The 16193-nt window shown below is 69.8% G+C and carries 12 protein-coding genes and 1 tRNA gene; 4 read left to right on the forward strand and 9 right to left on the reverse strand.

All coding sequences use genetic code 11. The features are described from left to right. Positions 1-117: 117 nt before the first annotated feature. Positions 118-191, reverse strand: a tRNA-Gly gene (locus ACOYR3_RS13815). Between the two features lie 186 nt (positions 192-377). Here ACOYR3_RS13815 and ACOYR3_RS13820 point away from each other — a divergent pair. After that, entirely contained in the window at positions 378-746 is a 369-nt protein-coding gene (locus ACOYR3_RS13820) for a hypothetical protein (RefSeq protein ID WP_422842942.1), read from the forward strand. A gap of 36 nt (positions 747-782) precedes the next feature. Here the strand turns inward: ACOYR3_RS13820 and ACOYR3_RS13825 are convergent, their stop codons facing one another. Then, on the reverse strand, positions 783-1694 hold the full coding sequence (locus ACOYR3_RS13825) for a pseudouridine synthase (protein WP_422842943.1): 912 nt from the start codon (positions 1692-1694) through the stop codon (positions 783-785). A gap of 221 nt (positions 1695-1915) precedes the next feature. Here ACOYR3_RS13825 and ACOYR3_RS13830 point away from each other — a divergent pair, with 221 nt between their 5' ends. Further along, the gene (locus ACOYR3_RS13830; RefSeq protein ID WP_422842944.1) at positions 1916-4264 is read left to right on the forward strand and encodes an AsmA family protein; all 2349 of its coding nucleotides are present in this window, start codon (positions 1916-1918) and stop codon (positions 4262-4264) included. Positions 4265-4668: 404 nt separating this feature from the next. On the opposite strand, the gene ACOYR3_RS13835 is transcribed toward ACOYR3_RS13830, so the two are convergent. From ACOYR3_RS13835 to imuA, 3 genes are read right to left on the reverse strand one after another with little or no spacing between them, the layout of a single operon-like run. Beyond that, positions 4669-7995, reverse strand: coding sequence for an error-prone DNA polymerase (locus tag ACOYR3_RS13835; RefSeq protein WP_422842945.1), 3327 nt, complete (start codon positions 7993-7995; stop codon positions 4669-4671). Positions 7996-8000: 5 nt separating this feature from the next. Continuing rightward, positions 8001-9470 carry a Y-family DNA polymerase gene (locus tag ACOYR3_RS13840; RefSeq protein ID WP_422842946.1) on the reverse strand — a complete coding sequence of 490 codons (1470 nt, stop codon included), beginning with the start codon at positions 9468-9470 and terminating at the stop codon, positions 8001-8003. Next, entirely contained in the window at positions 9433-10314 is an 882-nt protein-coding gene (gene imuA, locus ACOYR3_RS13845; RefSeq protein ID WP_422842947.1) for a translesion DNA synthesis-associated protein ImuA, read from the reverse strand. Before imuA ends, ACOYR3_RS13840 begins: the two co-directional genes overlap by 38 nt. Positions 10315-10642: 328 nt before the next feature. Here imuA and ACOYR3_RS13850 point away from each other — a divergent pair, with 328 nt between their 5' ends. Then, positions 10643-10933: a DUF4148 domain-containing protein gene (locus ACOYR3_RS13850; RefSeq protein ID WP_422842948.1), complete on the forward strand. Its 291-nt coding sequence runs from the start codon at positions 10643-10645 to the stop codon at positions 10931-10933. A gap of 151 nt (positions 10934-11084) precedes the next feature. Here ACOYR3_RS13850 and ACOYR3_RS13855 read toward each other — a convergent pair whose 3' ends face one another. Then, on the reverse strand, positions 11085-11723 hold the full coding sequence (locus ACOYR3_RS13855) for a 3-oxoacid CoA-transferase subunit B (protein WP_291487130.1): 639 nt from the start codon (positions 11721-11723) through the stop codon (positions 11085-11087). A 2-nt stretch (positions 11724-11725) separates the two neighbouring features. Beyond that, positions 11726-12445 carry a CoA transferase subunit A gene (locus ACOYR3_RS13860; RefSeq protein WP_422842949.1) on the reverse strand — a complete coding sequence of 240 codons (720 nt, stop codon included), beginning with the start codon at positions 12443-12445 and terminating at the stop codon, positions 11726-11728. An 83-nt stretch (positions 12446-12528) separates the two neighbouring features. Here ACOYR3_RS13860 and ACOYR3_RS13865 point away from each other — a divergent pair, with 83 nt between their 5' ends. Next, positions 12529-13077: a LuxR C-terminal-related transcriptional regulator gene (locus tag ACOYR3_RS13865; RefSeq protein ID WP_291487127.1), complete on the forward strand. Its 549-nt coding sequence runs from the start codon at positions 12529-12531 to the stop codon at positions 13075-13077. 186 nt (positions 13078-13263) lie between these two features. On the opposite strand, the gene pcaC is transcribed toward ACOYR3_RS13865, so the two are convergent. Beyond that, complete coding sequence (gene pcaC, locus ACOYR3_RS13870; protein WP_422842950.1) at positions 13264-13656, reverse strand: 4-carboxymuconolactone decarboxylase; 393 nt, start codon at positions 13654-13656, stop codon at positions 13264-13266. Between the two features lie 87 nt (positions 13657-13743). Continuing rightward, the gene (katG, locus tag ACOYR3_RS13875; protein ID WP_422842951.1) at positions 13744-15897 is read right to left on the reverse strand and encodes a catalase/peroxidase HPI; all 2154 of its coding nucleotides are present in this window, start codon (positions 15895-15897) and stop codon (positions 13744-13746) included. Positions 15898-16193 lie beyond the last annotated feature (296 nt).

Genomic DNA, 16193 nt, shown 5'->3' on the forward strand with positions numbered 1-16193 from the left:
CGGCACGAGCGCCGTCTGCAATTCAGACCGGGACTTCTGCGACAACGCCGCTCACGCCAGAAACAAAAAAACCCACGTCTGTGGGCTGGGGAGAGGATGGGAGATACCGGGAAATGCTGGAGCGGGTGAAGGGAATCGAACCCTCGTATGAAGCTTGGGAAGCTGCCGTTCTACCATTGAACTACACCCGCCTGGGGCACACTGCCCGGCCAGGGCCTGCGGTGTACGAACCGGCTGTTGAAACCCCGGCACGGACGGCCCGGAATTTCAGCGCAGCCATATTGTAGCCACGTCCCGGCGCCCGCCGCCGCAACCCGGGCGCGGCCAGGCCGCACAATGGAGGCTTTTTTGAAAACTCCGCGAAGAGGAAACACCCCATGCAACTGAGCGACGACCGCACGCAGGCCACCCTGGCAATCAACAAGACCCTCTCGGCGACCGAGCTGGAAAGCCTGATCCGTGAACTGGCCACGTTGCGTTCGCAGATGACGCCCGAAGTCACTCCCGCTCCCAAGGACAGCGAAGGCGCCGGCGTGCCGGTGATGACGCAGGACAAACCCACGCTGGCCATCCAGTACCCGCTGGAGGACGCCCACGTCACGGTGTACCTGCGCAGCCTGGGCCTGGGCTGGACGGCCTGGCGCCTGCACCCGGACACCCAGCGCGCCCTGGGCGAGTTCTTCCTCTCCCGCTTGCACAAGGGTGCGCCCGCCAAGGCGCCGGTGCGGCCTGTTCCCTTCCGCTGAGTTGAGTTGGCTTGAGCACCGCGGCGCGCGCCGCGGTCACCACCCGAGCCGCTGCGCGCTTTCAAAGCAGCGTGCGGCGCCCGTGAGCGGGTCCACAAACTCCAGGGACCGCGCCAGCAGCTGCAGCGGACGGGAATAGTCGCCCTCGGGCGGGTCGTTGACCACCGGGTAGAACGGATCGTTGCGCAGCGGCAGCCCCAGCGCGGCCATGTGCACCCGCAACTGGTGGCGCTTGCCCGAGACCGGCGTCAGGCGGTAGCGTGCCCAGTCGCCCGCGGGGGACACCTCCAGCACCTCCATGCGCGTGTGGGTGTTGGGGGCGCCGGGCACTTCGTGCATGCGAAAGAACTGCGGGCTTTCCTCCAGCCGGCTGATGTGGTCGCGGGGAAACGCCAGGTCCGCCCGCCAGGGCGCGATGGCGTCATAGTGCTTGGTGATCTGCCGGTCGCGGAACAAGCCCTGGTAGGTGCCGCGCGTGCGCTGCTGCACCGACAGCAGCACCAGCCCCGCCGTGTCCCGGTCGATGCGGTGCAGGGGCGACAGCTCGGGCAGCCCCAGCCGCTGCTTGAGCCGCACCAGCAGCGTGTGGTGCAGGTAGCGGCCCGACGGGGTGACCGGCATGAAGTGCGGCTTGTCGGCCACCACCAGATGCTCGTCCTGGTACAGCACCGTTTCGGCAAACGGCAGCGGCGGCTCCGCCGGAAGGCTGCGGTAGTAGTACACGCGCAGGCCGCGCTGGAAGGCACGGTCGGGCCGCACGGGCTGGCCGTGTTCGTCGATGACCTCGCCGGCCTCCATGCGCCGCGCCCAGTCCTCGCGCGGTACGGCGGGCAACCGCTGCGCCAGAAAGTCCAGCAGGCTGCCAGCGCCCTGGCTGGGCAGCACCACGCAGCTGGGCCCCACCCCATCGCGCATTGGCGGAGCATGGGGATGGCGGGGGTTGTGCATGGCGGCGATTTTAGGGAGTCCGCGCGGCCCCGGACCGGTTCGCACGTCGGCACGGTTGGGGAAAGCCCACCACGGCGCGCTGTAGGACAACGGCGGCAGTTGCACGCCGGGGCGTGCGGGACGGCACGCGCCCGTCTAGCATGGCCGCAAAGCGTTCCGCCCCCTCCTCCGTTCTGTGCCCTTTCGCGGGCGGGCGGGCCGCACCGGTTCCTTTTTTGCCCATGCCCGCCACCACGCCTGCCCCTGCGCCCTCCTCTTCCCCGGCCGACCAACCGCCTCCTGGCGAGCGCCGGGCCACGGCCCTCTCCGGCACGGGCGGACGGCTTCTGCGCGGGCTGGGCTGGGTGGTGGGCGCCGTGGTCCTGCTGGTGCTGTGCCTTGCGGCGGCGGTGGCGCTGATCGACTGGAACCGCGCCAAGCCCTGGGTCAACGAACGGGTGAGCGAGGCCACGGGACGGCACTTTGCCATCGAGGGCGATCTGGCCGTGCACTGGCAATGGCCCCAGCCGCTGGACGAAGGGTGGCAGCGCTGGATTCCGGGGGTGACGGTGCAGGCCGACCGGCTGGTGCTGGACGATCCGCCCGCGTTTGCCCGGCCTTTCAGCCCATCCCAAAAGCCCGCGGCAGAGGGGTGGGATCTGCCCGAGGCGCCGACCCTGGCGCGCGTCGACCGGGCCACGGCCAGCGTGCGCCTGTGGCCGCTGCTGGCGCGGCACCTGTCGGTCGACACGGTGGCGCTGACCGGCCCGCAGGTGGCCCTGGCCCGCGCCGCCGATGGCACCAACAACTGGACCTTCCAGCGCCGCGAGGGCCTGCAAAGCGGCTGGAGCCTGGATGTGGACCGGCTGGTGATCGCCCAGGGCGTGTTGGGGTATGCGGACGGTGCGAGAGACCTGGATCTGCAGGCGCGGATCGACACCACGGAACCCGTGGCGCCCGGCCTGCGGCAGGCCGCCACAGCGGCCCGTGCGGCCCCGCCAGCGAGCGCCGCAAGAACCGCTGCACCCGCCTCCGCAGCGGCCTCCTCCGCCCCTTCCGCCTCCGCACCGGCTGCGGCCGCCAGCCCGGGCGCCGCACGCACCGCCGCCACCCCGGTTCCCTATGGGCTGCGCTTTGAGGTGCGCGGGCGCTATGCCAAGGCCCAGGTGCAAGGCTCGGGCCGGGCCGGCCAGGTCATCAGCCTGCGCAACAAGGTGGTGAACTACCCGTTGCAGATCGATGCCCGGGCGGGCACCGTGGCCCTGTCGGCCGAGGGCATCCTGGCCAACCCCGGAGCGCTCTCGGGGCTGGATTTTCAGGTGCGGCTGCGGGGCGGCAGCATGGCCGACCTGTACGAGCTGACCGGGCTGGTGCTGCCCGACACGCCCCCGTTTGACACCGACGGGCGGCTCACCGGCAGCCTGGAACCCGAGCGCGCGGTGTGGCAGTACAACGGCTTTCACGGCAAGGTGGGCCAGAGCGACCTGCAAGGCTCGCTCAAGTACACCTCGGGCCGGCCCCGGCCGCGCCTGACGGGCACGATGGAGTCCAACCAGCTGCGCCTGGTCGATCTGGGGCCGACCATCGGCGCCCGCAAGCCCGAGGGCACGCGCCGCGCCCGCGCCCCGGGCGGCAAGGTGCTGCCGGACTCCCGCTTTGCGGCCGAGCGCTGGAGCGCCATGGACATGGACATCGTGTTCAAGGGGCGCCACATCATCCGCCCCGAAAGCCTGCCGCTGGAAAACCTGAGCGTGCACGCCGTGATGGAAAACGCGCAGCTGCGGCTGGCGCCCCTCACCTTCGGCGTGGCGGAGGGCCAGATCGAGTCGCAGGTGCGCATTGACGGGCGCGCCCCGCCGCTCAAGGCCCAGATCCACGGCACGGTGCAAGGCCTGCGGCTGTCGGCGCTGTTCCCCAAGGTGGAGCTGATGAAAAAGAGCTTCGGCCGCATGGATGGTGCCATTGCGCTGGAGAGCCGGGGCAACAGCGTGGCAGGCCTGCTGGGCCAGGGCACGGGCGAGATGCGGCTGTACGTGCGGGACGGCACCCTGAGCAAGCAGCTGCTGGACCTGGCCGCGCTGAACGTGGGCAGCATCATCGTGGGCAAGCTGTTTGGCGAGAGCCAGGAAGTGCACCTGCGCTGCGCGGTGGCCGATTTCACGGTGGTGGACGGCCTGGCCACCACGCGCGTGGTGAAGATGAGCACGGACGACGCCATCGTGGAGGCCACGGGCACCATCGACCTGGGCACCGAGGAAATGAACCTGCGCATCAAGCCCGAGTCGCTGGAATGGAAGTTCTTCTCGCTGCGCTCGCCGCTGTACGTGAAAGGCACGTTTGGCGACCCCAAGGTGGGGGTGGAAGCCGGCCCGCTGCTGCTGCGCGCGGGGGCTGCCGTGGCGGCGGCCGTGGCCGCGCCGGCCGCCCTGGCGCTGGTGCCCATCACCGTGCCTGCGGCCGACGACGACACGCACTGCAAGCCGCTGCTGGACCTGGGCAAGCAGCCCGTGAAACCCGGCGCCCAGGGCGCGGCAGGCACGGCGTCGCAGCCCGCACGGCAGGCGGCGAGCAAGGCGGCGCCTGCGCGCTGATGGGGCGCTGATCCGGCGCCTGCCGGGGGGCGCCCTGCGTTTCCACTATGTTTTTGATAGCTTCCTGCGCTTGCTCCACAAGCGCCAGAGCCCAAAATGGCTGATTAGCGACCTACCTCAGACGCTTTCTCTTCCCCACCCGTTCGGGCTGAGCCTGTCGAAGCCTTGCACGCGCGCTGCAAGCCCTGGCTTCGACGGGCTCAGCCCGAACGGATGGAGTGGTATCTGAGACAAGTAACTAATCAGCCAAAATGGTCTCAACCGGGTCTGAACCAGGGGCGGCCCCAATGCACCGGTTGCCTCCGGGCGACCGTTCGCCCTGAGCCTGCCAAAAGGGCTGCTCGCCAACCAGGCGCGCTGGCTTTGGCAGGCTCCGCCCGAACGGGTGGAAACGGCTTGGCGCATCAATGGAAATCCCGGCTGCCCTGCAGCGCCTGGGCCATGCGGCCCAGCAGCGGGGTCAGGTCCTTGAAGCGCTGGGCCACCAGGTGGCGCACCACCATCGGCGCCGCCGCCTGCGAAGGCGCTGCGGGCAGGCCGCCCGGCGCAAGGTCGGCGGCTTCGGAATCTTCAGGCACGCTGCACTGCCACAGCCCCTCCACCGCCAGCAGCTGCGAGCGCAGCAGCGCATTGCGCCAGCGCTCCACCATCGAGGGCCAGACGATCACGTTGACGGGGCCGGTCTCGTCCTCCAGCGTGACGAACATCGTGCCCTTGGCCGTGCCGGGGCGCTGGCGCACGGTGACGATGCCGCAGGCGCGCACCCTGCGGCCGTGCGGCACGGCGTTCAGCTGCAGCGCGGATTGCAGCCGCCAGCGGTCCAGGCGCGGGCGCAGCAGCGCCAGCGGGTGGCGGCGCAGCGTGAGGCCGGTGGCGGCGTAGTCGAACAGGATCTCCTCGCCCTCGGGCGCGGCGGGCAGTGCCAGCGGGGCCTCGTGCACGGGCACGTCGTGCAGCAGGGCCGGCGCGGCGTGCTGGGCGGCGGCCTCCCACATCTGCTGGCGGCGGTGGCCCGCCAGGCTGGCCAGCGCATCGGCGGCGGCCAGGGCCTGCAGGTCCTGCTGGGCAAGCCGCGCGCGCAGGGCCAGGTCTTCGGTGCTGGTGAAGGCCGGCCCGGCGCTGCGCGCCTGCACCAGGCGCTCGGCCGCGTCCGCATGCAGGCTGGCCACCAGGCGCAGGCCCAGGCGCACGGCGGGCTGGGGCAGCGGCGGCACCGGCAGGCCCTTGTGCGGGCGCAGCGGCTGCAGCGCGCCCTCCAGCGTGCAGTCGATGTCGCTCACTGTGACGTCGATGGGCAGCACGCGCACGCCGTGGCGGCGCGCATCCTGCACCAGCTGCGAGGCGGTGTAGAAGCCCATGGGCAGCGAGTTGAGCAGCGCGGCCAGGAAGGCGGCGGGTTCGTGGCACTTGAGCCAGCTGCTGGCATAGGCCAGCAGAGCAAAGCTGTAGGCATGGCTTTCCGGAAAACCGTATTCGCCGAAGCCCAGCATCTGCTGGAAGATGCGGTCGGCGAACTCGGCCGGGTAGCCCTTGTCTTTCATGCCCTGCTTGAGGGGCTCTTCAAACCGGTGCACCCCGCCCTTGCGCTTCCACGCGGCCATGGAGCGGCGCAGGTCGTCGGCCATGCCGGCAGAAAAGCCGGCGGCCACCATGGCGATCTGCATCACCTGCTCCTGGAAGATGGGCACGCCCAGCGTGCGCTCCAGCGCATCGCGCAACCGGGGGTGTTCCAGCGGAAAAGGCCCCTGATGCCCTTCTTGCTGCAATTGGCGCCGGCGCGCCCGCGCTTTCAAGTACGGGTGCACCATGCCGCCCTGGATGGGCCCGGGCCGCACGATGGCCACCTCCACCACCAGGTCGTAGAACTCGCGCGGCTGCAGGCGCGGCAGCATGCTCATCTGCGCGCGGCTTTCGATCTGGAACACGCCCACGGTGTCGGCAGCGCAGATCATGTCGTAGGTGGCGGGGTCTTCGCGCGGAATGTCCTTCAGGCCCCAGCGCTCGCCGCGCAGGGCGGCGCGCAGGTTCAGGCAGCGGCGCAGCGCGCTGAGCATGCCCAGGGCCAGCACGTCGACCTTGAGCAGGCCCATGTCGTCCAGGTCGTCCTTGTCCCACTGGATGACGGAGCGGTCGTCCATGCTGGCCGGCTCCACCGGCACCATCCGCGTGAGCTTGCCCTGCGTGAGCACAAAGCCCCCCACGTGCTGGCTGAGGTGGCGCGGGAACCCGATGAGGTCGCTGGCCGTCTCCAGCCACAGCCGGGCCGTGTGCCGGTGCAGCGGCGCGTCCACGGCATGGGCCAGCTCCTGCAAGCGGTCGGTGGCGATCTCGGTGTCGAACCAGTGGTGGTCCTTGGCAAAGGCATCCACCAGCGCGGGCGCCACGCCCAGCGCCTTGCCCACGTCGCGCAGGGCGCTGCGGGTGCGGTAGGTGGTCACCACGGCGGCGATGGCGGCGCGGTCGCGGCCGTACTTGCCGTAGATGTACTGGATGACCTCCTCGCGCCGGTCGTGCTCGAAGTCCACGTCGATGTCGGGCGGCTCGCTGCGCTCCTTGCTGATGAAGCGCTCGAACAGCAGGTGGGTGTTCTCGGGCGGCACGGCGGTGATGCCCAGCATGTAGCAGACCACGGAGTTGGCCGCCGAGCCCCGGCCCTGGCACAGGATGCCCTGGCTGCGCGCGTAGCGCACGATGTCGTGCACGGTGAGGAAGTACATCTCGTACCGGCAGTGCGCGATCAGGTCGAGCTCCTTGCGGATCTGCGCCAGCACAGACTCGGGCGCGCCTTGCGGGTACTCGCCCTGCACGCCGGCCTCCACCAGCCATTGCAGCGCCTGCGCGGGCGTCATGCCGGGCGGCACGGTCTCCAGCGGGTACTGGTACTTGATTTCATCCAGGCTGAAGGTGCAGCGCCCCGCCACCGTGAGCGTGGCCGCCAGCAGCGCGGGCGGGTAGATGCCCGCCAGCCGCACACGGCGGCGCAGGTGGTGCTCGGCATTGGGCTGCAGCGCAAAGCCGCATTCCGCCACGCTGCAGCCCAGGCGCACGGCGGTGACCACGTCCTGCAGCGGCTTGCGCAAGCGGCTGTGCATGTGCACGTCGCCCGCCGCCACCAAGGGCAGGCCCAGCGCGGCGCCCGCCTGCTGCAAGGTGGCCAGCCACAGGCCGTCGTCCGGGCCCAGGTGCAGTTCGGCCGCCAGCCAGAGGTGGCCCGCAAAATTTGCATCAAAATGGCCTCTAGCGCGCTCCAAGCAAGCGCGAACAGCTATCAAATCAGAAGCATCAAAGTGTCCGCGGCAAGGGGCCAGCAGCAGCTCGCAGCCGTGCAGCAAATGCCAGGGGCTGCCCGCGTCCACGCGGTACGCGCCCTTGGGCGCGGCGGCGCGGGCGGCGGTGATGAACTCGCACAGGTTGCCCCAGCCTTCGGCGTCCCGCACCAGGGCCACCAGGCGCAGGTCGCCCCACAGGAATTCACTGCCCACGATGAGGTGCAGGCCGCACTTCCTGGCCGCCCCGTGGGCGCGCACGACCCCGGCCACAGAGCATTCGTCGGTCAGCGCCAGTGCCTGGTAGCCCAGCTCGGCCGCGCGCGCCACCAGTTCGGCAGGGTGCGATGCGCCGCGCTGGAAGCTGAAGTTCGACAGGCAGTGCAGTTCCGCATAGCCCGGCAGGCCGGCGGGCCCCGGCTGGGCCTGGGGCGGTGGGACAAAGGCATGGGCACCCGCAGCCATGCGCATCACCCGAAGATGCCGTGCAGGAACCACCGCGGCAGCCGCAGCGGAGCCGGCCCCTCGGCCGCCTGGGGCGGCAGCCGCTCGCGGAACACCCACACCAGCCCGGCCACATCGTTGTGGGCCACGAAATAATCGCGCAGCGCCAGGCCCGGCACCGGGCTGGCGGCACCGTCCTGCGGCGGCGCCTCGGCGCAGGACCACCACCCGGCCTCGAACCGGTGCGGCCCGGCCAGCAGGCGCAGCAGCCCATGGTGGCAGGGACGGTGCCCTTGCAGGGCCAGGCGCCGGGGCGTGCGCAGCAGCCAGGTGGGCCACAGCACCGCATCGGGCCTGTGCGCCCCGGCTGGAAGCCCTGGGCCGGCCCGGCGGCCCAGCACCTCGGCGGCGGGCCGCCACTGCTGCATGCACTCGGGCCGGTGGTCGGCCTGCAGCACCGGCGCCTGCACCTGCTGCGCGCCCAGGCGGGCCGAAAGGCGCTCCAGCAGCTGGTGCAGCGCTTCGCCGGTGGCATCGCCTTCTGTGCCACCGGGCTCTGTGGGCGGCAGCAAGCTCGCGCTGCGGTGCGGCAGCGGCGCGGACTCCAGCAGGCGCAGGGTGATCTGGCAGGCCGGCGCGGCCAGCGTGGTGCGGGCCAGGTTTTCTGCCAGCAGGCGCCGCAGGTGCGCCATGTCCTGCGTGGCCTGGGCCGTGCGCACCTGCAGCGCCTGCGTGGGCGCAATCGCCACGCCGTCCAGGCGCCGCAGGTCGTGGCGCCAGGCCAGCTCCAGCCCCAGGGCGCCCTGCTGGCGCGCCTGCAGCCAGCCCTGCAGGGCGGTCAGCCCCCGCGAAGCCCCCCACAGCAGCGCCTCGGCCGACTCGGCCAGCGCGGGCAGCTCCCCCGTCAGCGCAAACTGCTCGGGCAGCTCCAGCCAGGCATGGGCTTCGGGGGCGTCGCCCAGGGCCTGGTCCAGCGTGCGCAGCACCTGCGCGCCATAACGCCGCGACACCCCGGCCCGCGGCAAGGCACGCAGCGCCCCCCAGGTGCGGCAGCCCAGGCGCTCCAGGCTGGCCACGTGGGGACGCAGCGCTGTCAGCGTGTGCAAGGGCAGGCTGGCGGGGCCTTGCGCCGGCACGGGCCGGCCGGCCTGGGCCAGCCGCAGCCGGGCCTGGGCCGCCAGCGCGGTGGCGCCCTCGCCCCAGCAGGGCGATTCGCTGCAGGCAGGCGCCCGGCCTCCCGCTGGTTGCGCCCCGGCGCCGGCCCCTGCAGCGGCGGCATCCCCCCAGGCCTGCAGCAACTGGGCCCGCAAGGCGGCGCGCCCACCCCAGAGCCGCTCGGTGGTGGAAACCTCCAGCACCAGGGCTTCGCCGTCCACCAGCGCCACGCGCGGGGTAAAGCGCAGAGCCCACCACCCCGCAGCCTCCGGCGCTGCGCCGGCGGGCGCGGCCGCAGGCGCCTCAGCGAACCACGGCAAGGGCAATGCGATCCAGTGCATACGCAGCTCCTTCGGACAACCCGGCGGGGGTGGCGATGGCGGCCCCCAGGCCCCGGCCGCGGCCCGCCGCGCCCGGCGCTGCCCCTGGTGCGGCGGCCGTGGCCAGGCCTGCCCCCACCCCCGCCTGCGCCGCGCGGCGGCGTGCGGCCTGAGCCGCCAGGGCCTGGGCCAAGCGCGCCGGGCAGCCCGGCAGGTCCAGCGCCTGCGCCAAGGGCGGGCCGCGGCGCTTGAGGATGCGCACCCGCAGCCCCGGAGCCGCCGATGCCCCGCCCGCCAGGGTCGTGCCTTCCACCTGCATGCGCAGCATGGCGGGCGAGGACTGGGGTGCCACCCCGGCCGGCCGGAACACCCACAGCAGTTGCTGCTGCTGCGCCGCGGCCAGTTGCAACCGGCGCAGGGCGGCCGGCTGCACCTGGGGCAGCCAGGCCATCACGGCCATCACATCCCGGCACCGCAGGGCCTGCTCCGCCGCCCACAGCGCGGCGGCGCCGTCGGCACGCACCACGCACCAGCGCCCGGCCGGCAGGCCCTGCGCCTGCAGCGCCGGCCCAAAGGGCTCGCACGGCGGCGCCACCACCACCGCCGCACCGGCCCGGCGGGCTGCGGCGCCCGCCAGCGCCGGCAGCACCAGCTGCCACTCGTGCAAGCCGGCCAGGGGCTGCAGGACCTCGCTCAACGCCCCCACCGGCCAGCCGCCGCCGGGCAGCTGTGCGTCCAGGCCCTCAAACCCCGTGGGCTGCACCCCCAGTTCCGCCCTGCACAGCGCGTCCGCGGGCCAGACCCCAGGGACGGCGGAAGGCAGGTCGGCTGCAGCAACCCGCAAGGAATGGCGCAAGGCAGGCATGGCAAGGATCGCAAGGAACGTGGGACATCGTCAATGAAATTACTGTAAATATAACCAGTCTTTTGCACGAATGGGGGAATGGCGGACCGGGAGCACGGGGCACTTGGGCCCCCAGCGTCGCGGCTGCGGCCGCCGTGCCTTCGGCCCGGGTCGGCCCATTGTTTCCAATACTGGAACAGTTAGTTTGCGACTGGATGGTTTTTCCCTGGACCCCCTCGGCGTACAGTTCATCCCATCGATGAGCCGAACCCGCAAGGCGACTCACCGAACCCGGTTCAAGAATGGTTCTTGCACCGGCTTTTCTGAGACGCTTAACTAGGAATCCATCATGAACAAGACCGCACGTATCCTCTCCATCGCTGCCGTGGCCGCTTTCGCTTCCTTCGGTGCCCAGGCCGACGAAGCCGACGCTTCGCAATTCGCCACGCAGTTCCAGACCAACCGCACCCGCGCTGAAGTGGCTTCCGAAGCCGCCACGGTGGCTGCCACCCGCAGCCAGGAACCCGCAGGCTCCCGCGTGGTGACCTACAAGAGCACGGCCGACCGCGCTGCCGTGCGCGCCCAGGCTGCCGAAGCCCTGCGCACCGGCAAGATCCCTTCGGGCGAATTCAGCCTGTAATGGCTGCGGCCTTCCCTGCCAGCGCGGGAGGGCCATGACCCCGCAGAATGCAAAAGGCCGGGGCCCCATAGGGCCCCGGCCTTTTTTGCTCCTTTGCTTTTATGCGGCCGGACGAACCGGTCCGCCGGCGCGCCTCGCACGCGCTGGCGCGTTACGGGATCAACGTCACGCCGGTCTTGGCCTGCAGGGTCTCGAAAGTCACTCCCGGCGCCAGTTCCACCACCTTGAGGCCCTGGGGCGTCACGTCCAGCACGGCCAGGTCGGTGATGATGCGGTCCACCACGCCCACGCCGGTCAGGGGCAGCGTGCATTGGGGCAGTATCTTCAGGTCTTCGGTGCCATCCTTCTTGCGGGCCACGTGCTCCATCAGCACGATCACGCGCTTGACGCCGGCTACCAGGTCCATGGCGCCGCCCATGCCCTTGACCATCTTGCCGGGAATCATCCAGTTGGCGAGGTCGCCCTTTTCGCTGACCTGCATGGCGCCCAGGATGGACAGATTGATCTTGCCGCCGCGGATCATGGCAAACGACTGGTCGCTGCCGAAGATGGACGAGCCCTTGATGGTGGTCACCGTCTGCTTGCCGGCGTTGATCAGGTCCGGGTCCACCTTGTCGTCCGTCGGGAAGGGGCCGATGCCCAGCATGCCGTTTTCAGACTGCAGCCACACTTCCTTGTCGCCGGTGAAGTTGGCCACCAGCGTGGGGATGCCGATCCCCAGGTTCACGTAGAAGCCGTCTTCGAGTTCTTGGGCCGCGCGGGCGGCCATCTGGTCTTGGGTCCACGGCATGGTCAGGCTCCTGCTTTCTCGGTCTTGGTCTCGGTGATCGTTCGTTTTTCGATGCGCTTTTCGGGCGTGGCATTGAGCACGATGCGGTGCACGTAGATGCCGGGCAGGTGGATGTCGTCCGGGGCCAGCTCGCCCACTTCCACGATCTTTTCCACCTCGACGATGCAGATCTTGCCCGCCGTGGCCGCAGCCGGGTTGAAGTTGCGGGCCGTGAGGTTGAAGCGCAGGTTGCCCGACGTGTCGGCCACGTCGGCCTTGACCAGGGAGACCTCGGGCACCAGGGAGCGCTCCATCACATAGGTTTCGCCGTCAAATTCGCGCAGCTCCTTGCCCTCGGCCACGATAGTGCCCACGCCGGTCTTGGTGAAGAAGGCCGGAATGCCCGCGCCGCCCGCACGCAGCTTCTCGGCCAGCGTGCCCTGGGGCGTGAACTCCAGCTCCAGCTCGCCCGCCAGGTACTGGCGCTCGAACTCCTTGTTTTCGCCCACGTAGGACGAGATCATTTTCTTGATCTGGCGGGTTTCGAGCAGCTTGCCCAGGCCGAAGCCGTCCACGCCCGCGTTGTTGGAAATCACGGTGAGGTTCTTCACCCCCGAATCGCGCAACGCGTCGATCAGGGCTTCTGGAATGCCGCACAGCCCGAAGCCCCCGACAGCCATGAGCTGGCCATCGGCGACGACGCCTTTGAGCGCCTCGGCGGCGGAGGGGAATAACTTGTTCACCACGGTCTCCTTGAATTGGGATGCGCTACGATACTACGTACGTAAATAAGTAGTATTTCGTAAAGATTTGCACTATCTCGCCCATGGACGTGGATTACCGCTTGGCTTTTGACATGGCCCCCGTGGGGCTGGTGCTTTCACGCAACCGCACGATGGTGGATTGCAATCGCCACGTCTGCGAAATGTTCGGCGCCTCGCGCGAGGTGCTGATCGGCCAGTCGTTCCAGATCCTCTACCCCAGCGCCGACGAATACGAGCGCCTGGGCGCGCACATGGAGCCCATCCTGAACGCCAAGGGCCACTACGCCGACAACCGCATCATGAAGCGGGCCAACGGCGAGGTCTTCTGGTGCCACGTGTCGGGCCGCGCGCTGAACCGCGAGAACCCGCACGCCTCGGGCATCTGGAGCTTCGAGGACCTGAGCGCGCAACGCCCCGTCAAGGCCGAACTCACCGGCCGCGAGCGCGAGGTGGCCGCCCGGCTGCTGCAAGGCCTGACGTCCAAGGAGATCGGCCGCACGCTGGAGATCAGCCACCGCACGGTGGAGATCTACCGCGCCCGGCTCATGCGCAAGTACAACGCCTCGACGGCGGCAGACCTGGTGCAGAAGCTGCTGGCGGGGGGGAGTTAAGCCCCCCCCTGAGCCGCTTCGCGTCTTCCCCCCGGGGGGACGCACCCGGTGGCCTGGCAAAGCCAGTTCCACGGGTGCACTGGTTTGCGTCGCGCCTGTTTCACACGCTGTGAGCGCGTCATGGCGAATGAAGAAGAATGAAGGAGCCGAGGTGCGCGCGCGGCGCACCGCTGCGCCCCGCTTTGCCTACCCTTTCAACGGACCGTCCACCACCTCGGCGGCTGTGCGGAACGCCTCCACCGCGCTGGGCAGGCCGCAGTAGATGCTGGCGTGCAACAGCACCTCCTGCAGTTCCTCGGCGGTGACGCCGTTGTTCAACGCGCCACGCACGTGGCCCTTGAGCTCGTGCTGCTTGCCCAGGGCTACCAGCATGGCCACCGTGATCAGGCTGCGCGTGCGGCGGTCCAGGCCGGGGCGCTGCCACACGTCGCCCCAGGCGTTGCGGGTGATGTATTCCTGGATGGGCTGGGTGAACGCCGTGGCGTTGCCCAGGGCGCGGTCCACATAGTCATCGCCCATGACCTGGCGGCGCGTGGCCAGGCCGGTGTCGAAGTCCTTGGAGGGGGTGGGTTGCGTCATGCGCGGGTGCTCCTTGTTAGGGGGACAAAAGTCCCCGCATGGTAGTCGCCGCGCGCCCGCCGCACCCTCCCCTTGCCTGCGGCCGCCTCAGCCCTTGGCGGACACCAGGTCAAACCGGTCCAGGTTCATCACCTTGGTCCACGCGGCCACGAAGTCGCGCACCAGTTTTTCCTGCGCATCGGCGCTGGCATACACCTCGGCCAGCGCGCGCAGCACCGAGTTGGAGCCAAACACCAGGTCGGCGCGCGTGGCGGTGTGCTTGACCGCGCCGCTCTTGCGGTCCCGGCCCTCGAAGAGCTCGGCCGTGGCGTCCACCGGCTTCCACACGGTGCCCATGTCCAGCACGTTCACAAAGAAGTCGTTGCTGAGCACGCCCACCCGGTCGGTGAACACGCCGTGCCGGCTGCCGTCATGGTTGGCGCCCAGCACGCGCAGGCCGCCCACCAGCACGGTCATCTCGGGCGCGGTCAGCGTCAGCTGCTGCGCCTTGTCCACCAGCAAGGCCTCGGTGGCGGCGCCCCCGGGCACGCGGCGGTAGTTGCGGAAGCCGTCGGCCACCGGCTCCATCACGGCGAACGCGGCCACGTCGGTCTGGTCCGGGCGGGCATCCACGCGGCCGGGTGCAAACGGCACCTCGACGGCCACACCGGCGGCGCGGGCGGCCTGCTCCACACCCACCACGCCGGCCAGCACGATCACATCGGCCAGCGATGCCTTGCCCGAGGCCTGCTGCAGGGCCTGCAGCCGGGGCAGCACGGCCGCGGCGGCCTGGTTGACGGCCCAGTCTTTTTGCGGGGCCTGTGCCAGGCGCGCGCCGTTGGCGCCGCCGCGCTTGTCGCCGCTGCGGAAGGTGGAGGCCGAGGCCCAGGCCACCGACACCAGCTCGCTCACCGACAGGCCGGAGGCGGCAATCTGCGCCTTCAGGTCCGCGATGTCGGCCGCCGTGGGCTGGTGCGCGGGCGTGGGCAGCGGGTCTTGCCAGATGAGTTCTTCCTTCGCCACCTCGGGGCCCAGGTAGCGCGCCACGGGGCCCATGTCGCGGTGGGTCAGCTTGAACCAGGCGCGGGCGAAGGCTTCGTTGAAGGCCTGCGGATCGTTCAGGAAGCGGCGCGAGATCTTTTCGAAGGCCGGGTCAAAGCGCAGCGTGAGGTCGGTGACCAGCATCGTGGGCTTGCGCTTCTTGGCCGGGTCGAACGGGTCGGGAATGACCTCCGGCGCGTCCTGCGCTTCGAACTGGATGGCGCCGGCCGGGCTGCGGGTCTGCACCCATTCGTACTTGAACAGGTTTTCAAAGAAGTGGTTGCTCCACTGCGTGGGGGTCTGCGTCCACACCACCTCCAGGCCCGAGGTGATGGCGTCCGCGCCGCTGCCGCTGCCGTGGGTGCTGACCCAGCCCAGGCCCATCTGCTCGATGGGCGCGCCCTCCGGGTCCACGCCGACGTGCGTGGCGGCGCTGGCGCCGTGGGTCTTGCCCAGCGTGTGGCCGCCGGCGATCAGGGCCACGATCTCCTCGTCGTTCATGCCCATGTTGCCGAAGGTGGCGCGGATGGCGGGCGCGGCCGAGCGCGGGTCGCCGCTGGCGTTGGGGCCTTCGGGGTTCACGTAGATCAGGCCCATTTCCGTGGCCGACAGCGGGTTGCTGGCCAGCGTCTCAGGATGGCGGTGGGCCAGCCAGGCCTTTTCATCGCCCCAGTTCACGTCCTGGTCGGGTTCCCACACGTCCTCGCGCCCAGCGCCGAAGCCGAAGGTGCGCAAGCCCGCGTTCTCCAGCGCCACATTGCCGGCCAGCACCATCAGGTCGGCCCAGGAGATCTTCTGACCGTATTTCTGCTTGATGGGCCACAGCAGGCGCCGCGCCTTGTCCAGGCTCACGTTGTCGGGCCAGCTGTTGAGCGGCGCAAAGCGCTGCTGGCCCCGGCCTGCCCCGCCGCGGCCGTCCACCATGCGGTAGGTTCCGGCGCTGTGCCAGGCCATGCGGATGAACAGGCCGGCGTAGCTGCCCCAGTCGGCAGGCCACCAATCCTGCGAATCGGTGAGCAGGGCCTTGAGGTCGGCCTTGAGCGCGGGGTAGTCGAGCTTCTGGAATTCCTCGGCGTATTTGAACTGCGCGCCCAGGGGGTTGGAGCGGTCGGAATGCTGGTTCAGCAGGTCCACGCGCAGCTGGTTGGGCCACCAGTCACGGGTGGTGGTGCCGCTGCTGGCACCGGCGGCGTGGAATGGGCATTGGGCTTGTTGGGTCATGGAACGCTCCTGTTTTTGATGTCGCAAATGGCGCCGTTTCGGCGATGTGCAGGCAAATGGTAGGCAGCGAACCCAACAATAGAAAGCCAATTAATTCAAATTTAACAATAGTTTTTCTTAAACACAGCCGATTCGCAGCGGCCCTGCAGGGGCGCGCATGCCCGGTCCGGGCAACGCAAATTTGATAGCAGCTTGCGCTTTCCACAGAATAACTTCAAAGGTAAATCTCATTGAAGTCATTGTCCAGAAAGCGCGAGAAGCTATTAAATACATAGCAAAAGCAGCAGACCGGGCCG

It is taken from the genome of Acidovorax sp. M2(2025) (genome assembly GCF_049330835.1).
In the GTDB taxonomy this organism is placed as follows: domain Bacteria; phylum Pseudomonadota; class Gammaproteobacteria; order Burkholderiales; family Burkholderiaceae_C; genus Acidovorax.

Bases quoted from the DNA above. Each gene is read 5' to 3' on its own strand.
- ACOYR3_RS13820 (WP_422842942.1), top strand. From the start codon at position 378: ATGCAACTGAGCGACGACCGCACGCAGGCCACCCTGGCAATCAACAAG.
- ACOYR3_RS13825 (WP_422842943.1), bottom strand. From the start codon at position 1,694: ATGCACAACCCCCGCCATCCCCATGCTCCGCCAATGCGCGATGGGGTG.
- ACOYR3_RS13830 (WP_422842944.1), top strand. From the start codon at position 1,916: ATGCCCGCCACCACGCCTGCCCCTGCGCCCTCCTCTTCCCCGGCCGAC.
- ACOYR3_RS13835 (WP_422842945.1), bottom strand. From the start codon at position 7,995: ATGGCTGCGGGTGCCCATGCCTTTGTCCCACCGCCCCAGGCCCAGCCG.
- ACOYR3_RS13840 (WP_422842946.1), bottom strand. From the start codon at position 9,470: ATGCACTGGATCGCATTGCCCTTGCCGTGGTTCGCTGAGGCGCCTGCG.
- imuA (WP_422842947.1), bottom strand. From the start codon at position 10,314: ATGCCTGCCTTGCGCCATTCCTTGCGGGTTGCTGCAGCCGACCTGCCT.
- ACOYR3_RS13850 (WP_422842948.1), top strand. From the start codon at position 10,643: ATGAACAAGACCGCACGTATCCTCTCCATCGCTGCCGTGGCCGCTTTC.
- ACOYR3_RS13855 (WP_291487130.1), bottom strand. From the start codon at position 11,723: ATGCCGTGGACCCAAGACCAGATGGCCGCCCGCGCGGCCCAAGAACTC.
- ACOYR3_RS13865 (WP_291487127.1), top strand. From the start codon at position 12,529: ATGGACGTGGATTACCGCTTGGCTTTTGACATGGCCCCCGTGGGGCTG.
- pcaC (WP_422842950.1), bottom strand. From the start codon at position 13,656: ATGACGCAACCCACCCCCTCCAAGGACTTCGACACCGGCCTGGCCACG.
- katG (WP_422842951.1), bottom strand. From the start codon at position 15,897: ATGACCCAACAAGCCCAATGCCCATTCCACGCCGCCGGTGCCAGCAGC.